This window comes from Acinetobacter apis (assembly GCF_900197575.1).
In the GTDB taxonomy this organism is placed as follows: Bacteria; Pseudomonadota; Gammaproteobacteria; order Pseudomonadales; family Moraxellaceae; genus Acinetobacter; species Acinetobacter apis.
Map to the genome: position 1 here is coordinate 418878 of NZ_FZLN01000001.1, position 14733 is coordinate 433610.

At 36.5% G+C, this 14733-nt stretch carries 13 protein-coding genes; 11 read left to right on the top strand and 2 right to left on the bottom strand.

Going from position 1 to position 14733, the window contains the following annotated elements:
- Nucleotides 1–62: 62 nt before the first annotated feature.
- The 3 genes from CFY84_RS01870 (at nt 63) to sfnG (ending at nt 3604) form a co-directional block, all read left to right on the top strand.
- Nucleotides 63–1535, top strand: coding sequence for an MFS transporter (locus CFY84_RS01870; RefSeq protein ID WP_088822499.1), 1473 nt, complete (start codon nt 63–65; stop codon nt 1533–1535).
- Nucleotides 1536–1743: 208 nt separating this feature from the next.
- Nucleotides 1744–2460, top strand: coding sequence for an FMN reductase (gene msuE / locus CFY84_RS01875; RefSeq protein WP_088822500.1), 717 nt, complete (start codon nt 1744–1746; stop codon nt 2458–2460).
- Nucleotides 2461–2494: 34 nt separating this feature from the next.
- Nucleotides 2495–3604 (top strand): dimethylsulfone monooxygenase SfnG, encoded by a 1110-nt coding sequence (gene sfnG / locus CFY84_RS01880; RefSeq protein WP_088822501.1) that lies wholly within the window; start codon nt 2495–2497, stop codon nt 3602–3604.
- A gap of 53 nt (nt 3605–3657) precedes the next feature.
- Here sfnG and CFY84_RS01885 read toward each other — a convergent pair whose 3' ends face one another.
- The gene (locus CFY84_RS01885) at nt 3658–4695 is read right to left on the bottom strand and encodes an NAD(P)H-dependent flavin oxidoreductase (protein ID WP_088822502.1); all 1038 of its coding nucleotides are present in this window, start codon (nt 4693–4695) and stop codon (nt 3658–3660) included.
- 158 nt (nt 4696–4853) lie between these two features.
- Here CFY84_RS01885 and CFY84_RS01890 point away from each other — a divergent pair, with 158 nt between their 5' ends.
- From CFY84_RS01890 to CFY84_RS01910, 5 genes are all read left to right on the top strand, one after another.
- Nucleotides 4854–5723, top strand: coding sequence for a MaoC/PaaZ C-terminal domain-containing protein (locus CFY84_RS01890; RefSeq protein WP_088822503.1), 870 nt, complete (start codon nt 4854–4856; stop codon nt 5721–5723).
- Nucleotides 5724–5975: 252 nt separating this feature from the next.
- A complete protein-coding gene (locus CFY84_RS01895) occupies nt 5976–6668 on the top strand; it encodes an NPP1 family protein (RefSeq protein ID WP_088822504.1) in 693 nt (230 codons plus the stop codon).
- Nucleotides 6669–7138: 470 nt separating this feature from the next.
- Nucleotides 7139–7831 carry an NPP1 family protein gene (locus CFY84_RS01900; RefSeq protein WP_088822505.1) on the top strand — a complete coding sequence of 231 codons (693 nt, stop codon included), beginning with the start codon at nt 7139–7141 and terminating at the stop codon, nt 7829–7831.
- 400 nt (nt 7832–8231) lie between these two features.
- Nucleotides 8232–8927, top strand: coding sequence for an NPP1 family protein (locus tag CFY84_RS01905; RefSeq protein ID WP_088822506.1), 696 nt, complete (start codon nt 8232–8234; stop codon nt 8925–8927).
- 193 nt (nt 8928–9120) lie between these two features.
- Nucleotides 9121–9510: a lysozyme inhibitor LprI family protein gene (locus tag CFY84_RS01910; protein WP_088822507.1), complete on the top strand. Its 390-nt coding sequence runs from the start codon at nt 9121–9123 to the stop codon at nt 9508–9510.
- A gap of 9 nt (nt 9511–9519) precedes the next feature.
- Here the strand turns inward: CFY84_RS01910 and CFY84_RS01915 are convergent, their stop codons facing one another.
- Nucleotides 9520–10845 carry a flavin monoamine oxidase family protein gene (locus CFY84_RS01915; RefSeq protein WP_088822508.1) on the bottom strand — a complete coding sequence of 442 codons (1326 nt, stop codon included), beginning with the start codon at nt 10843–10845 and terminating at the stop codon, nt 9520–9522.
- Nucleotides 10846–11254: 409 nt separating this feature from the next.
- On the opposite strand from CFY84_RS01915, the gene CFY84_RS01925 reads away from it, so the two are divergent.
- The 3 genes from CFY84_RS01925 to dnaX all read left to right on the top strand — a co-directional run bounded on the left by CFY84_RS01925 (nt 11255) and on the right by dnaX (nt 14733).
- Nucleotides 11255–11887 (top strand): nucleotidyltransferase family protein, encoded by a 633-nt coding sequence (locus CFY84_RS01925; RefSeq protein ID WP_088822510.1) that lies wholly within the window; start codon nt 11255–11257, stop codon nt 11885–11887.
- Nucleotides 11884–12423 carry a GNAT family N-acetyltransferase gene (locus CFY84_RS01930; RefSeq protein WP_088822511.1) on the top strand — a complete coding sequence of 180 codons (540 nt, stop codon included), beginning with the start codon at nt 11884–11886 and terminating at the stop codon, nt 12421–12423. The genes CFY84_RS01925 and CFY84_RS01930 overlap by 4 nt, the downstream gene beginning before the upstream one ends.
- Nucleotides 12424–12828: 405 nt before the next feature.
- The gene (dnaX, locus tag CFY84_RS01935) at nt 12829–14733 is read left to right on the top strand and encodes a DNA polymerase III subunit gamma/tau (protein ID WP_088822512.1); all 1905 of its coding nucleotides are present in this window, start codon (nt 12829–12831) and stop codon (nt 14731–14733) included.

Here is a 14733-nt window from a genome sequence, read left to right on the forward strand (position 1 = left end):
CTTATTTCAAAAATATAATCAAGAGGTCTATATTTTATTCTATTGAATAAAGAGAAATTATAATGTCTAAACAGGCGAAACTTCATCGTGAAACGCATGAAATAAAAAGTGCTGAGGATATTAGCCAGCTTATTTCCAAATATGCAGGACAGGGAAAATCAAATAAAGTAATTTGGCTGGCTTTGATTGGCGTATTTATTGATGCATATGACTTAACTACATTGTCATTCGGGATTGAGCAAGTCATTGCTGAATTCTCTTTAACACCAGTGATGACTGGGGTGGTGGCATCCGCAATTGTCTGTGGAACCATTGTTGGTAATTTAATTGGTGGATACCTAACCGATAAAATTGGACGCTATCGGGTCTTTATGGCAGATATGGTGTTATTTGTAATCGCTGCCATTGTTGCAGGTTTAGCACCAAACGTTTGGGTACTGATTGTTGCACGGTTTATTATGGGGATTAGTGTCGGGGTAGATTTACCTGTTGCGATGTCTTATTTGTCTGAATTTTCAAAATTTAATGGAAAAGGAAATAAAGCTGCACGTTTAGCCGCATGGTGCCCAATGTGGTATGCAGCATCAACGGTGTGTTTTGGGGTTGTATTAGGGTTATATTTTTTATTACCACCAGAATATAGCAATTGGCTTTGGCGTTTATCTTTAATTTTTGGGGCAGTACCTGCTTTACTCATTATTTTTATTCGTGGGAAATATTTAACTGAATCGCCAATTTGGCTTGCCAATCAAGGACGTTTACAGGAAGCGGCGGATATCTTAAAAAATTCATATGATATTCAAGCTGTGGTTTCTAAAAACCAAGTTGTCTCTAAAAAAATGAAAGAAAAACAAAGCTTCTTCGTACTTTTTAATAAAACCTATTTATCACGAACGATTGTGGCTGTTGTGATTCATATTTCAGTAGCATTTCAATACACTACAATTGCATTCTTTTTACCTTCTATTTTAACTCGTTTTTTTCATACCACGACGCTGACGACCATCACCACCACACTCGGGTTAAACTTAGCATTTGCCTTTACCGGTGGTTTATTAGGGGTGTATTTGGCGAGCCGTTTAACCTCACGTTCGGTACTTGTGATTGGCTTTGTATTGCAATTCTTAGCATTAATTGCATTGGGCTTCATTGGCGATCCGAGTGGCTCTTCTATTTTGTTATATGTTGCAATTGGTATGCTTGGATTATGGTTATTTGCAGAAGGGTTTGGTCCTGGTGCACAGATGATGGTTTATCCAACCATGGCTTATCCTGCTGAAATTCGCGGTATTGGGGTTGGATTTAACCGTGCTGTGACTGGGGTTGCTCAAGCCATCTCATTATTTGTTTTACCTATATGGATGAATAAATATCAAACTGATATTTTTAGTATTATTGCCATCTTTGCTTTTGTGCCAATCATTGTTATTGGGTTTATTTTAAAATTTGAACCAACCAAACAAGATGTTGACTCTGTTATTGAACTAGATAATCTAGAAGATAAAGTAAAGTTAAATAATCAAACTGCATTATAATAAAAATAATCAGAATTATAAATATAATAATAATTTCTTTATAATATTCACCAAGTCAATACATAATAAAAATAATGCTTGGTGAATATCCATATCATAAAAATTCATTAGTGCAAAAATAGATAAAGAATCTCATATTTCTTATTTTACAAGCTAACTAATTTAAACCTTAATAGAGTAATCGCTATACATTAAATTGGATATCAACATGTCACATATAAAAAACCAACCACTTAATATTGTTGCTGTATCAGGTGGGTTAAACACGCCATCAAAAACTGAAAGTGTAATTCAACATATTCTTGATGCGCTTGCTGAGGCGATTGACATACATGTTCATTTTATTAAGTTAAGTGAAATTGGACCACTATTGGGTGGTGCAATTTACCGCCATCAATTACCACAGCAAGTACAAGATGATTTGGCAAAAATTGAAGCAGCAGATGCATTAATTGTTGGAACACCTGTATACCGTGCATCATTCACAGGGTTATTCAAACACTTATTTGACTTTGTTGAACAAACAGCACTAGTTGATGTACCTGTATTATTGGCTGCCTCGGGGGGCAGTGAACGCCATGCCTTGGTTCTTGAACATCAATTACGTCCTTTATTTAGCTTCTTCCAAGCGCAAACATTACCTATTGGTGTATATGCAACTGATAAAGACTTTACCCCAGAATATACGATTCAAAGTGAGCAATTAAAAGAACGCATTAATCTTGCTGTTGAACGTGCATTACCAATTCTTGAATGGGTGCCAGCGCAAGGTTTACGCGCAGAGTGGGCAAAACAAAAGTCTGAACAAGCCAATGCCAATCTTGGTATCAATAAACAAATTGAACAGGCTGATATTTTACCCTCTCCAAACCGTCCACATGCTGAAACATCTGAACAGCCACAAAAGAAATCACATGTTGCTTAAAAGCAGAATTTATTAATTGATGATCGAGGTCTATATGGCACAACGTTCCGAGTTGAAATTTGCATATTGGGTACCCAATGTTAGTGGTGGCTTGGTCGTGAGCCAAATTGAGCAGCGCACAGATTGGAGCTATGATTATAATGTTCGTTTAGCTCAAGCCGCTGAAAAAAATGGCTTTGATTATGCACTTACTCAAATTCGATTTACTGCAGGTTATGGCGCAGAAAATCAGCATGAATCTGTAAGTTTCAGCCATGCTTTATTGGCAAAAACCACCAAACTGAAAGTCATTGCTGCAATTTTACCAGGTCCATGGAAACCAGCGTTGGCTGCAAAACAGTTAGCAACCATCGATTATTTAACAGAAGGTCGTATTGCTGTGAATGTGGTGAGTGGTTGGTTCAAAGGTGAGTTTGATGCCATTGGTGAAGAATGGCCTGAGCATGATGAACGTTATGTTCGATCAGAAGAGTTCATTCGCAGTATTCAAGGTATATGGACCCAAGATCATTTTTCTTTTGATGGCAAGTATTATCAGTTTAAAGACTATACTTTGAAACCAAAACCGATTCAAAAGCCAAGCATTGAAGTGTTCCAAGGTGGTAGCTCACGTGCTGCTCGAGATATGGCATCTCGTGTTTCAGATTGGTATTTTACCAATGGCAATACAGTTGAAGAAATTAAAAAACAAGTTGATGATATTCGTGCCAAAGCAAAAGAAAACAACCATCATGTAAAAATTGGTGTGAATGCATTTATTATTGCCCGAGACACCGAGCAAGAAGCCAAAGCAGTATTGCAAGACATTATAGACCAAGCCAATGTTGAAGCCGTGAATGCTTTTGGAGATGCTACACGTGAAGCTGGTGCTGCGAGTAAAGAGGGAGAGGGCAATTGGGCTAAGTCTTCATTTGAAGATTTAGTACAATATAATGATGGCTTCAAAACCAATTTAATCGGCACACCACAGCAAATCGCAGAGCGCATTGTTGCTTTAAAAAATGTAGGTGTAGATTTAATTTTGTCAGGCTTTCTACATTTTATTGAGGAAGTTGAGTATTTTGGTCAGCATATTCTGCCACGAGTACGTGAGATTGAACAAGCAGCAGAGATTAAAGATGCTCCTGCGCCTGCAGATGTCTAACTTGATTTTTTAGTAACAAAGATAAGATAAAAAGCCACCTTTAAGGTGGTTTTTTATTGCATTTCTTTGACGAGTGTTTGAATTAATGCTTCAGGTGATAACGCGCGAATTTGATGTACGTTAGCGCCTGCCCAAAAAATAGAAAAATCATTATGTTCGGTTGGTACAATTGCACTTAATTGTTTTGCGATTGAATATGGATAAGGGTAACTTGGTAATGATGGACGGTTCTTACAATCAACAAGATGATGCCAGTCATTGATAATAGCCCGTGCAGGTCGTCCGGAAATACATGCTGTAATGGCAGTTTTTAGCTGCTGAAATAATGCATTGCGATATTGATCAGAAGCTGCAGATTGCGCGCATTGGATAAAAGCCGTTCCCAATTGGATCGCACTTGCTCCATCATCTAATAACAGCTTGCCCTGCTGACCATGCATAATACCGCCAGCACAAACAATGGGTAAATGAATATGTGCTCTGAGTTGCAATAATAAAGCATGGGTACTTAAACCACTTTCTTGGTCTTGCTGAAATAAACCGCGGTGTCCACCTGCTTCTATCCCTTGCGCAATAATAATATCTAATCCTGCATTTTGAATAGACAATGCTTCAGCTAAACACGTTGCTGTTGCCATTAAAATTACGCCATGCTGTTTGAGCGTTGTAATCTGTTCTTGGGTGGGAAGTCCAAAATGAAAGCTAACGATTTGACAACCTGCATCTAAAACCAGATCTAAATACGATGAGTCTGATAAAAAACTTTTAAAATCAGCACTCAGTGAGGCAGGAGGTTGCATTTGGAGATTTCTAAAGTGCGGTGATAAGTAATCTATCCAATTTTGGATATCATGAGGTGTTGCTGTGATTGGTTGGTGACAAAAGAAATTAACTTGAAATGGTTGATCAGTAAGTCTTTGGGTTTGAACAATGTATTCTTTGGCTGTGTTGAGATCACAAGCGGCTAAACCTAAACTGCCAAGCCCACCTGCATTGGAAACTGCTGCAGCAAGTTCAGGCGTACTGACCCCAGCCATTGGTGACAGAAAAATAGGATATTGAATCTTTAATTTTTTCATTAAGCTGTTCATTTTAGGCATCCTATTTTATCTTTTAACTATAAGAAAACATATATTGTTCAAATTGTAGTAAAATGGTTTACTTACATAGACATTGTGCGAATTGTCGCGTGTTTTTTAATCAGTATGTTATGCTACGCCAAGTATGATAATACAAGCCTTTTTATCTTATGAAAATCCGTCGTTTTAGTCGAATCCCTAAGCCTTATCTAACATATCCTTCTATTTTAAAAGAAGGCTTTATTCAATCGTTTGTAAAGCAAAAAACCGATGATGTTTTACCTCATGTTGAATATGTTGTCGATGATTTTTATATCCGAGCAAAGCATTTGGTGGCTTATAATAAAGTATGTGGCTTTGATAATGATGGTAATATTCCTGCGATTTATTTTGCTGTGTTATCACAAGCTTTACAAATGCATATGATGACGCAAGAGAACTTTCCATTTACAGTGTTGTCATTGGTGCATATTGGCAATCAGGTGAAACAGCATGCTTATTTACCTGCCAATCAGCAATATCAATTGTCTTGCCGATTTGGTACAACACAGCCACATTCTCATGGTGTAGAATTTGACTTTATTATTCAGGTCCATGCTAAAAATCAATTGGTTATGGAAGGGATAAGTACTTATTTATATCAGCCTGAGCAGCAATATTTTAATCAAGAAATTTCATCCTTGTCTCATTTAAATTTACACCAACAGACCACATGGCATATCCCTGAAAATATTGGCCGCCGTTATGCATTGGTATCAGGCGATTTTAATTTAATTCATTTGCATGCGCTTACTGCGAAAGCATTTGGCTTTAATCAAGCCGTTGCACATGGGATGTGGTCGAAAGCCAAAGTGATGGCACAGTTAAATCTCCCTGAAAAATACCATATTGATATAACTTTTAAACAGCCAATTGACTTACCAACCACAGTACAGTTGCAATCCGCATTTGATGAAAATAAGACTCAGACACACTTTAGATTATTAGATGCACAAAACCATGTAACACATGCAGATGGTCAGTGGTCAGCATTAAGTTGATTAAAGCGTGGGTTATACTACTGCAATCTGTATTTTATTCTTTTTTTAAAATTTATACTAAATTTCAATATTTTATTTAAAATAAATCACTACAGTTTTAATTGTCGCTAAGTAATTGATAATCATTACTATATGCAGTAAAACATCAAACAATAATTATTACTATTATATTTTAAAATAATATATTTAAGATAAATTTAAGTCACCTAAGCTATTCATAAGCCTCTTTTGTTGACTTAATCGGAAAAAAATATGATGAAATTTACATTTACATCAATAGCACTTGGGCTGTTTGCATCGAGTGCGTTTGCTGGGGTTTTATCACATGATAGAGTGTCAGGCTTTCCAGATTCTACACGCGGCTATTTTAAAACATTTCAACCACAACTTAAAGTGTTTGATGGCTGTGTACCTTATCCTGCGGTAGACAGTGCAGGCAATGTAAGTGGAGGGCTCGATAATACTGGCGCAATGAATGGGCGTTGTACTTCAAGCCCAGGGCAAGTCTATGTGAATCAAGCGACATACCGCGGTGAATGCGCAGTCATGTATTCATGGTACTTTCCTAAAGATCAGAATGTAGATGGTCCAGGAAACAATGGACACCGTAATGATTGGGAAAATGTTGTGGTATGGCTGTCTAGCTGTGATGATAATGCACGTATCAATGCGGTATCTTATTCAGGGCATGGTAAATATGATATTTCAACAAGACCTGGTTTAGATGGAAAACACCCATTGGTGGCATATCAACGCAATCCATTTCCGCTCAATCATTCAGTCACCAATACCAATACCAAAGGGGGGTATCAACCTGCAATTAGTTGGCTAGGTCTAACGCCTGCAGCACGCCAAACATTAAATACTTACAACTTTGGTAAAGCCAATGTGCCATTTAATCAAAGTAACTTCATGAATAATATTCAAAAAGCATATTATAAATAAATGAGCTATACATAGGGTAGCTGATACAGAAGCTACCCTATGTATAGAATTTAGCTTGAGGGATAGAAGGCAGGCGATGCATGGTGTAATAATTAAAACAAAATGATGGCAAATTGGATAGATAATAATAATTGGAGCTGTGTATGATATTTAGAGATTCAATTAAATCTTAATAAAAAATATAATCTTTCATTTTTCTTTAGATAATATGACTTAACAGTACACTTTATATAAGCACCTGAAATCAACTGAGTATGTACTGATTATTTATAAAATGACTAATCATTTTGATTTTTATCGTTTTTATTTATATAACCAAATAAATATAAAATAATAATAACATCATAAATATATATTTAATATGCTCGTCATTAACATAAGATCACAAATTAATATTATATATTTAATAAAAATGTAGGTTGATTAAGTTATTCATATATCTCCTTTTATTGAATTATTCGGAAAATAATATGATTAAATTTACACTTAAATCAGCAGTACTTGCTCTTTTTGCATCAAGTGCATTTGCTGGTGTGATATCGCATAATCAAGTTACAGGTTTTCCAGACTCAACACGAGGCTATTTCAAAACATTCCAACCACAACTTAAAGTGTTTGATGGCTGTGTACCTTTTCCTGCAGTAGATAGCGCAGGTAATGTAAGTGGGGGATTAGACAACACAGGAGCAATGGATGGACGTTGTTCTTCGAGTCCAGGACAAGTCTATGTCAATCAAGCGACCTATCAAGGTGAATGTGCAGTGATGTATTCCTGGTACTTTCCAAAAGACCAAAACGTGGATGGTCCAGGCAACAATGGACACCGTCACGATTGGGAAAATGTGGTAGTGTGGTTATCGAGCTGCGCGGATAATGCACGCATCAATGCGGTGTCTTATTCAGGACATGGTAAATATGAAGTTTCAACCAAGCCTGGTTTAGATGGTAAACATCCATTGGTGGCATATCAGCGTAACCCATTCCCACTTAACCATTCAGTCACCAGTACCAATACCAAAGGGGGTTACCAACCTGCAATCAGTTGGGTCGGTTTAACACCTGCAGCACGCCAAACATTAAATACACATAATTTTGGCAAAGCTAATGTGCCATTTAATGAAAGTAATTTTTGGAATAATATTAAAAAAGCATACTATAAATAATAATTAAATTGAAAAAAAGTAGCTTGGATTCAAGCTACTTTTTTTAGCTCATGTATTGTCATATTTAAGATTAACTGTGAATTTCGATGTGACTTATATAAAAAATAGACTTAAATGTTTAAGTCAAGCCTTAAAAATAATTGTCTTATAATTGCTTATTTTGTCACATTATTAGTTAAATAAGCCATATAATTATCCTTTATATAAAAATATGTACTATTTAACAGCCTATATTATAATAAAATATATAATGAAAATTCACTATTAAATTCAATTAAATATAGCAGATTAATGCTTTATATTTTCACTTAAACAGATAATATGACCTTTTTGTAATAAAAATGTATGAGTATTCTGTGGTATTAATTGATCTCCTTTTTAACAAAGATGGGGAGTAAAAATGAAATTTATTTTAAAATTGATGGCTTGGGGAAGTATGGCAATGATCTCAACATCATTTGCTGCGGTTATACCACATGACCAAGTTGCAGGATTTCCAGATTCGACACGGGGTTACTTTAAAACCTTCCAACCACAACTCAAAGTATTTGATGGTTGTGTTCCATTTCCTGCTGTTGACCGTAATGGCAATGTCAGTGGTGGACTAAAAAATAAAGGTGCAATGAATGGGCATTGCTCATCAAGTCCAGGCCAAGTCTATGTGAATCAAGCCACATATCGAGGCGAATGTGCTGTGATGTATTCGTGGTATTTTCCTAAAGATCAAAATGTAGATGGGCCTGCCAACAAAGGGCATCGTAATGATTGGGAAAATGTTGTAGTTTGGCTTTCAAGCTGTAGTGATAATGCACGTATTAATGCAGTGTCTTATTCAGGACATGGTAAATATGATACATATACCAATCCTGCATTAGATGGTAAACATCCTTTAGTGGCTTATCAACGAAATCCATTCCCAATGAACCACTCGTTAACAAAAACAAATTATCGAGGCGGTTATCAGCCTGCAATCAGTTGGGTCGGTTTAACGCCTGCAGCACGTCAAACATTAAATACTTATGATTTTGGACGAGCACGCGTTCCATTTAATGAGGGTAGTTTTTGGAGTAATATCCAAAAAGCATATTATAAATAGCCATTAACGTTACAAATCAGTAAAAAGTAGCTTGTTTGCAAGCTGCTTTTTACATTTTCATATATAAATATAACTTGAATGAATAAGCGATATTGAGCAAAAATTAACTCAATTTAATGCATGGTAAAATAAATATCTACATTAAATTCCTAAATAACATATATGTATGAATATGAAAAAAAGGATGAGTACAATGAAAAAACTCTATATTGCTTTTGGATTGTTTTTTTTAGCCATTAAGCCAAGCTTTGCGTTGGATTGCAATAAAGCCATGACTCAACAAGATATGAATATGTGTGCAGGTCAAGCCCTTAAGCAATCAGACAAAAAATTAAACAGTGCATATCAATCCCTAATGGGAAAAAGCAAAGATGCTCAATACAAAAATGCATTAAAACAAGCTCAACGTTCATGGATTAAATACAGAGATGATGACTGTAAATTAGCAGCTTTGCCAAGCACGGGCGGTTCAGTTCAGTCGATGGCATATTCAGGATGTTTAACTGAAAAAACGGATCAACGTGTTGCTGAACTCAATAAAATGATGACCTGTGAAGAGGGTGATGTAACTTGTAATCGTTAAGCACGTAGCCTAAATATCACTTTGTGATGTTGTGGTATGCATGAGTGCCTCAGCGGTATGACGGCCACTGAGATATGCACCGTGGACTGTGCCTGCATATTGTGGATGACAGTGTTCACCTGCAAAAAACAGCCGATTTTCTATAGGGCGTTTGAATACATCATGTAATGCATGTGAATATTGTAATGAAGGGAAGCTAAACGAACCATGGCTCCACGGGTCTGAGCCCCAACGTGTAATGATTAGCTGCTTAGGTTGTATCGGTAAGGTATGAAGATGTTTTACACTGTTTGTGATCATTTGCCATACATCATGATCTGAAGCATGATCAATCCACGCTGACATACTGCCACCAAACAACATTAAATACGTTGGTTGTTGATAAATTTTTGAGAGATTTAACACGTTAAAAACTTGATCATCTACCCAATAATAACTACTGATAATTAAATCTTTTGATTTATTCTCAAAGCAAGCCAAAGGCTGTTCGAGCTCAAAGAATACTTTATTAAATGATCCAAAACCCATCTGTTGAATTGCTTCTAAATAATCACTTGCAAGCGATGGTTGAAAATGAATTTGTTTTTGCTTTAACACACCAAGTGGCACAGCAACAATTGCATGCGATCCTAAATAAACCTGCCCATGCTGATCAATCAGCTCAACACCATCTGAGGTATAGCGTATCGTCTGAATAGCAGTCTGATACTGTATGTCTAAATCTTTGCCCAACTGATTGACCACTTGGCCATATCCATTTGGAAAAACAACCTCAGATCCCGCATAATAACCTTCATAATCATGATAATTCGAAATTAAATGATCAAGGTCGGTTGCAAAAGGATCATTGGCAACACGTTCAAAAAATGAGAGTAATAATTGTTTGAGTTGGTCTTTGTTGAGTAACGTATCTGTATAGTCAATGGTATGAATAATCTGTTGTAAACTGACAAAAGCAGAGCGATTTTTATCTTTAGTGAGCAATTCAGCAACTGTCAAATAATAACGTTCAAATTCGAGTGTTTCTTCGGTTGAGAATTTTTGCCCATTCGGATGAAAATATTGAGATTGATCATAGTTTAATACTTCAGTATGAATATTAAATTGCTTGCAAATTTCATAAATGGGATTGTCTACGATGCCATGAATCCATGAAGCACCTAAATCAAAAGTATGCGTATTAAATGGGCTAGAAAAAATACGTCCACCAATACGGTCACGCGCCTCGATGACTTTGACCAAGTGACCTGCTTGTTGTAGTTGTTGTGCGCATGAAATCCCTGCGATGCCTGCACCTATAATATAAATCGGCAGCGGCTGATTTTCTGTGTTCATAAAAAGTGATGTGATGGAAGATGATGTAATTATAATCTGTTTTCGCTTAATTATGACCATCTAATCTTGAACAGCGTCTTTATCTTACTTACAGGTTTGAATTTTTACTCATGCTTTGGTCGAGCCAATTGATAATATCTTCATAATTTAAACCTAATAATAAATAAATAGAGAACTTAACTAAGCTTTTAACATTTGAAAATAAATCATTAAAATTATGCGTAATAATATTAAAAAATACAACACCAATATTAAAAAGAACTAAGCCTGAAAATAATAAGGTATAAAATTTAAAAAAGTTGGAAAAAGTTAAATATTTCATTTATTTGTCTCTTTAATGATTTAAGAATTGCTTTGTGGTCATTAATCAATAAAATGTTTTTATAATATTAGATAACGAAATTATATAATGTTGAAAGCAACCGATCAATTGCAAATTTTACAATCAAGTATTTATGCACATCCTGCGTTATATGACATATTGAAGTTATGTGCGACATTAGAACCAACATGTTATGTGGCTGCAGGAGCGATTCGAAATGTACTGTGGTCTGATTTGCATGGTCATTGCGAGCCACTTACTGAAATTGATGTGATTTACTATGATGAATTTGAAACAGGACAACATCAAAAGCAGCATATTGAATCAATATTGAAACACGCATTGCCACAATATACTTGGGATGTGGTGAATCAGGCTCAAGTTCATACATGGTATAAAACAGAGAGTGGACAATCTATCTTGCCATTAGGTTCTGTGTCACATGCCTTGTCATTGTGGCCAGAAACGGCAACTGCGATTGCTGTTCGTTGGATTGATGATCATCATTTGGGTGTTATTGCACCGTTTGGGTTAGATGATTTAATCAACTTGAAATTACGTTGGAACACAAGACTTGTAAGTCATACAGTATTTAAACAACGAATCAATCAAAAGCATTTTTTACAGCGATGGCCGAAATTACAAGAAGTTGAGCCATATCCTAGTAATCAGTTTGTAAGTGATCATGAAATGATTATTAGTATGAGTGAATCTCCATGAACCAAAACAAACAGACCAAAGAGCCAACGAAGCTTGTTATTAGAGCTGCTAAATGTTCCGATATAGATGAGTTAATGAACGTTGAACAGTCAGCAAATCAAGCTTTTTTGGCTATTCCACATTTAGCGTGGCTTGCAGAAATAGACTTATTACCTGTGGAATATCATCAAAAGTTTATTGTGAATGATTATTCTGCAGTGGCAGTAATTGATGAACAAGTCGTTGGATTTATTTATGCAATGCGTTATGAGGAAGATTTATATATTTTAGAGGTTGATGTGGACCGAGCGAAACAGCAGCAGGGCATTGGTCAACAATTATTTAAATACATGACTTCACTTGCGCAAAAAGATGGGTTTAAGCGTATTACATTAACCACCTTTACTGATGTTGCATGGAATGCTCCATTTTATAGAAAACTTGGCTTTGAAGTTATGCCAGCACCATTGCCAGCATATTTAGTAGATAAAATTGATCGAGAAGTCAGTTTTGGTTTCGAGCGTGCAAGTCGTACTGCAATGTATTTTAATCTTTAGAATGTAACTTCATTAAAGTGTCATTTAAGCTGTGTTATAAAGAAATACAGTCAAAAAATTTATTGAATGATTGGTTAAGTAACATTTTTAATTTTTCGTGCGATGTCTCGTACAGTAATTTTCGACATGACTGATACTCAAATATCAATAAATTGAATATATTAAAACCATAGAGAGCAGGAAGTTCTCAAGCATAAAATAATGAGAATGAGCTTTACACCAGGATGTGCGGTCAAACAGGAGTATGACCTAACGATGTTCATAAGGCAGCTTCACAGGATGTGAGGCTGTTTTAATTTGATCATTCATCCTTCAAATTATAAAGAACTCATCGCTTATCTACGATAGATACATTCACTATTGCACGAAAAAACAGTATGCTTAACGGTGCAGAGAGGAGCATATATGTATCAAGTGCTAGCGAGAAAATATCGTCCACGTAATTTCAAAGAACTTGTCGGTCAAAACCATGTGTCTAGAGCCTTGACCAGCGCTTTAGAGCGTGGACGTTTGCATCATGCATATTTGTTTACGGGTACGCGTGGGGTGGGCAAAACGACAATTGCTCGTATTTTGGCAAAGTGCTTAAATTGTGAAACAGGGGTAACATCTACACCATGTGAAGTGTGTAATACCTGTAAAGCAGTGAATGAAGGGCGCTTTATTGACTTAATTGAAATTGATGCAGCTTCTCGAACTCGTGTTGAAGATACACGCGAGCTTTTAGACAATGTACCGTATGCACCCACACAAGGTCGATTTAAAGTATATTTAATTGATGAAGTGCATATGCTGTCGACACACTCTTTTAATGCTTTGTTAAAAACTTTAGAAGAGCCGCCAGAACATGTGAAGTTTTTGTTTGCAACAACTGATCCACAAAAGCTACCGATTACTGTTGTATCACGGTGTTTACAGTTTACTTTACGTCCTTTAGATTTATCTGAAATTAGCGCACATTTAACGGATATTCTTCAACAAGAGCAAGTGACTTATGAGCCACAAGCCTTGTGGCAAATTGCTGAAGCTGCTCAAGGTTCACTTCGTGACTCATTGTCGTTAACGGATCAAGCGATTGCTTATGGTCAAGGTCAAATTCACTACCAAGATGTGAAAGACATGTTGGGTTTAATTGACCGTTCAATTATTTATGATTTGATTTTAGCGATTCATCAGAATCAACAGCGCCGTGTTGCAGCCTTGTTATTACAATTTAGACAACAAGCTTTAGATGTTGCATTGGTGCTTGATCAAGTTATTTCTACTTTGCATGAATTGGCATTGATGCAGTATCTGCCTGATTTAGCACTGCCTTATAGTGAAGAAATCAATCAGAAGATTCAGCAGCTTCGTCAGTTGCTTTTACCTGAAGATATTCAGTTGTATTATCAAATTGCCAGTAAAGGTCGTGCAGAGCTTTCATGGTCGGTTACGCAAGAGCAAGGCTTTGAAATGTGTATTTTAAGGCTGCTTGCGTTTAGACCTTTACAAGCCAATGAGCGTATTGTTTCATCTGAGCCATCTGAGCCATCTGAGCCATCTGAGCCATCTGAGCCATCTGAGCCATCTGAGCCATCTGAGCCATCTGAGCCATCTGAGCCATCTCAAGCTCAAATGCCATCATTGGTAGCAGCTGAAGATTCATCAGTAATTCATTTTGAATCAGATGTAGAGCATCCCTTGATTTCTGTTGATGTGCCATCACAATCTATACATTATGAAGCAACTGAACATGATCGTGATATTTTTCCATTTTCCTTAGATATCGAGCATGACCAGCAAGCACCTGTTGCAGATCCCACACCAGTTGAACAGACTATAGTTGAATCAAGCACAGTACATGAACAATCAGATTTGCTTCATGTCCAACAAACACACGATGATGTGCTTACACCACAGCAGATTTTGACGCTGCCTGAACAGCCTTTAACAGGTGAATGGACTGTTGAATCTTGGGAGTATTGGTTCCGTACCAGTGAGCTTTCACCTGCTGTCCAAGAATTGGCACAATACGGTATCATGCGTGGTGAGATGAATGGCCGTTCTGTATTTCATGTGCCTGAAGATTATGAAAAACTGCTTGAAGAGCAACAGCATAATCTTGAACAAGCATTGTTGGCGCGTTGGCCAGAAAATGCGTTTCAAGTACAGTATGGTGCAGTCGATGAAATTACACCATTTACCTTGCAACGTCAGCGTAAAGCGCGTGCTTACCAACGTGCAGAAACCATGCTGAAAGAGGAAACACTCGTTAAAGAGTTAGTGACACAATTTGATGGTACTTTACTCAATATCCAATTGAAACCTTAG

Bases quoted from the DNA above. Each gene is read 5' to 3' on its own strand.
- CFY84_RS01870 (WP_088822499.1), top strand. From the start codon at position 63: ATGTCTAAACAGGCGAAACTTCATCGTGAAACGCATGAAATAAAAAGT.
- msuE (WP_088822500.1), top strand. From the start codon at position 1,744: ATGTCACATATAAAAAACCAACCACTTAATATTGTTGCTGTATCAGGT.
- sfnG (WP_088822501.1), top strand. From the start codon at position 2,495: ATGGCACAACGTTCCGAGTTGAAATTTGCATATTGGGTACCCAATGTT.
- CFY84_RS01885 (WP_088822502.1), bottom strand. From the start codon at position 4,695: ATGAACAGCTTAATGAAAAAATTAAAGATTCAATATCCTATTTTTCTG.
- CFY84_RS01890 (WP_088822503.1), top strand. From the start codon at position 4,854: ATGAAAATCCGTCGTTTTAGTCGAATCCCTAAGCCTTATCTAACATAT.
- CFY84_RS01895 (WP_088822504.1), top strand. From the start codon at position 5,976: ATGATGAAATTTACATTTACATCAATAGCACTTGGGCTGTTTGCATCG.
- CFY84_RS01900 (WP_088822505.1), top strand. From the start codon at position 7,139: ATGATTAAATTTACACTTAAATCAGCAGTACTTGCTCTTTTTGCATCA.
- CFY84_RS01905 (WP_088822506.1), top strand. From the start codon at position 8,232: ATGAAATTTATTTTAAAATTGATGGCTTGGGGAAGTATGGCAATGATC.
- CFY84_RS01910 (WP_088822507.1), top strand. From the start codon at position 9,121: ATGAAAAAACTCTATATTGCTTTTGGATTGTTTTTTTTAGCCATTAAG.
- CFY84_RS01915 (WP_088822508.1), bottom strand. From the start codon at position 10,845: ATGAACACAGAAAATCAGCCGCTGCCGATTTATATTATAGGTGCAGGC.
- CFY84_RS01925 (WP_088822510.1), top strand. From the start codon at position 11,255: ATGTTGAAAGCAACCGATCAATTGCAAATTTTACAATCAAGTATTTAT.
- CFY84_RS01930 (WP_088822511.1), top strand. From the start codon at position 11,884: ATGAACCAAAACAAACAGACCAAAGAGCCAACGAAGCTTGTTATTAGA.
- dnaX (WP_088822512.1), top strand. From the start codon at position 12,829: ATGTATCAAGTGCTAGCGAGAAAATATCGTCCACGTAATTTCAAAGAA.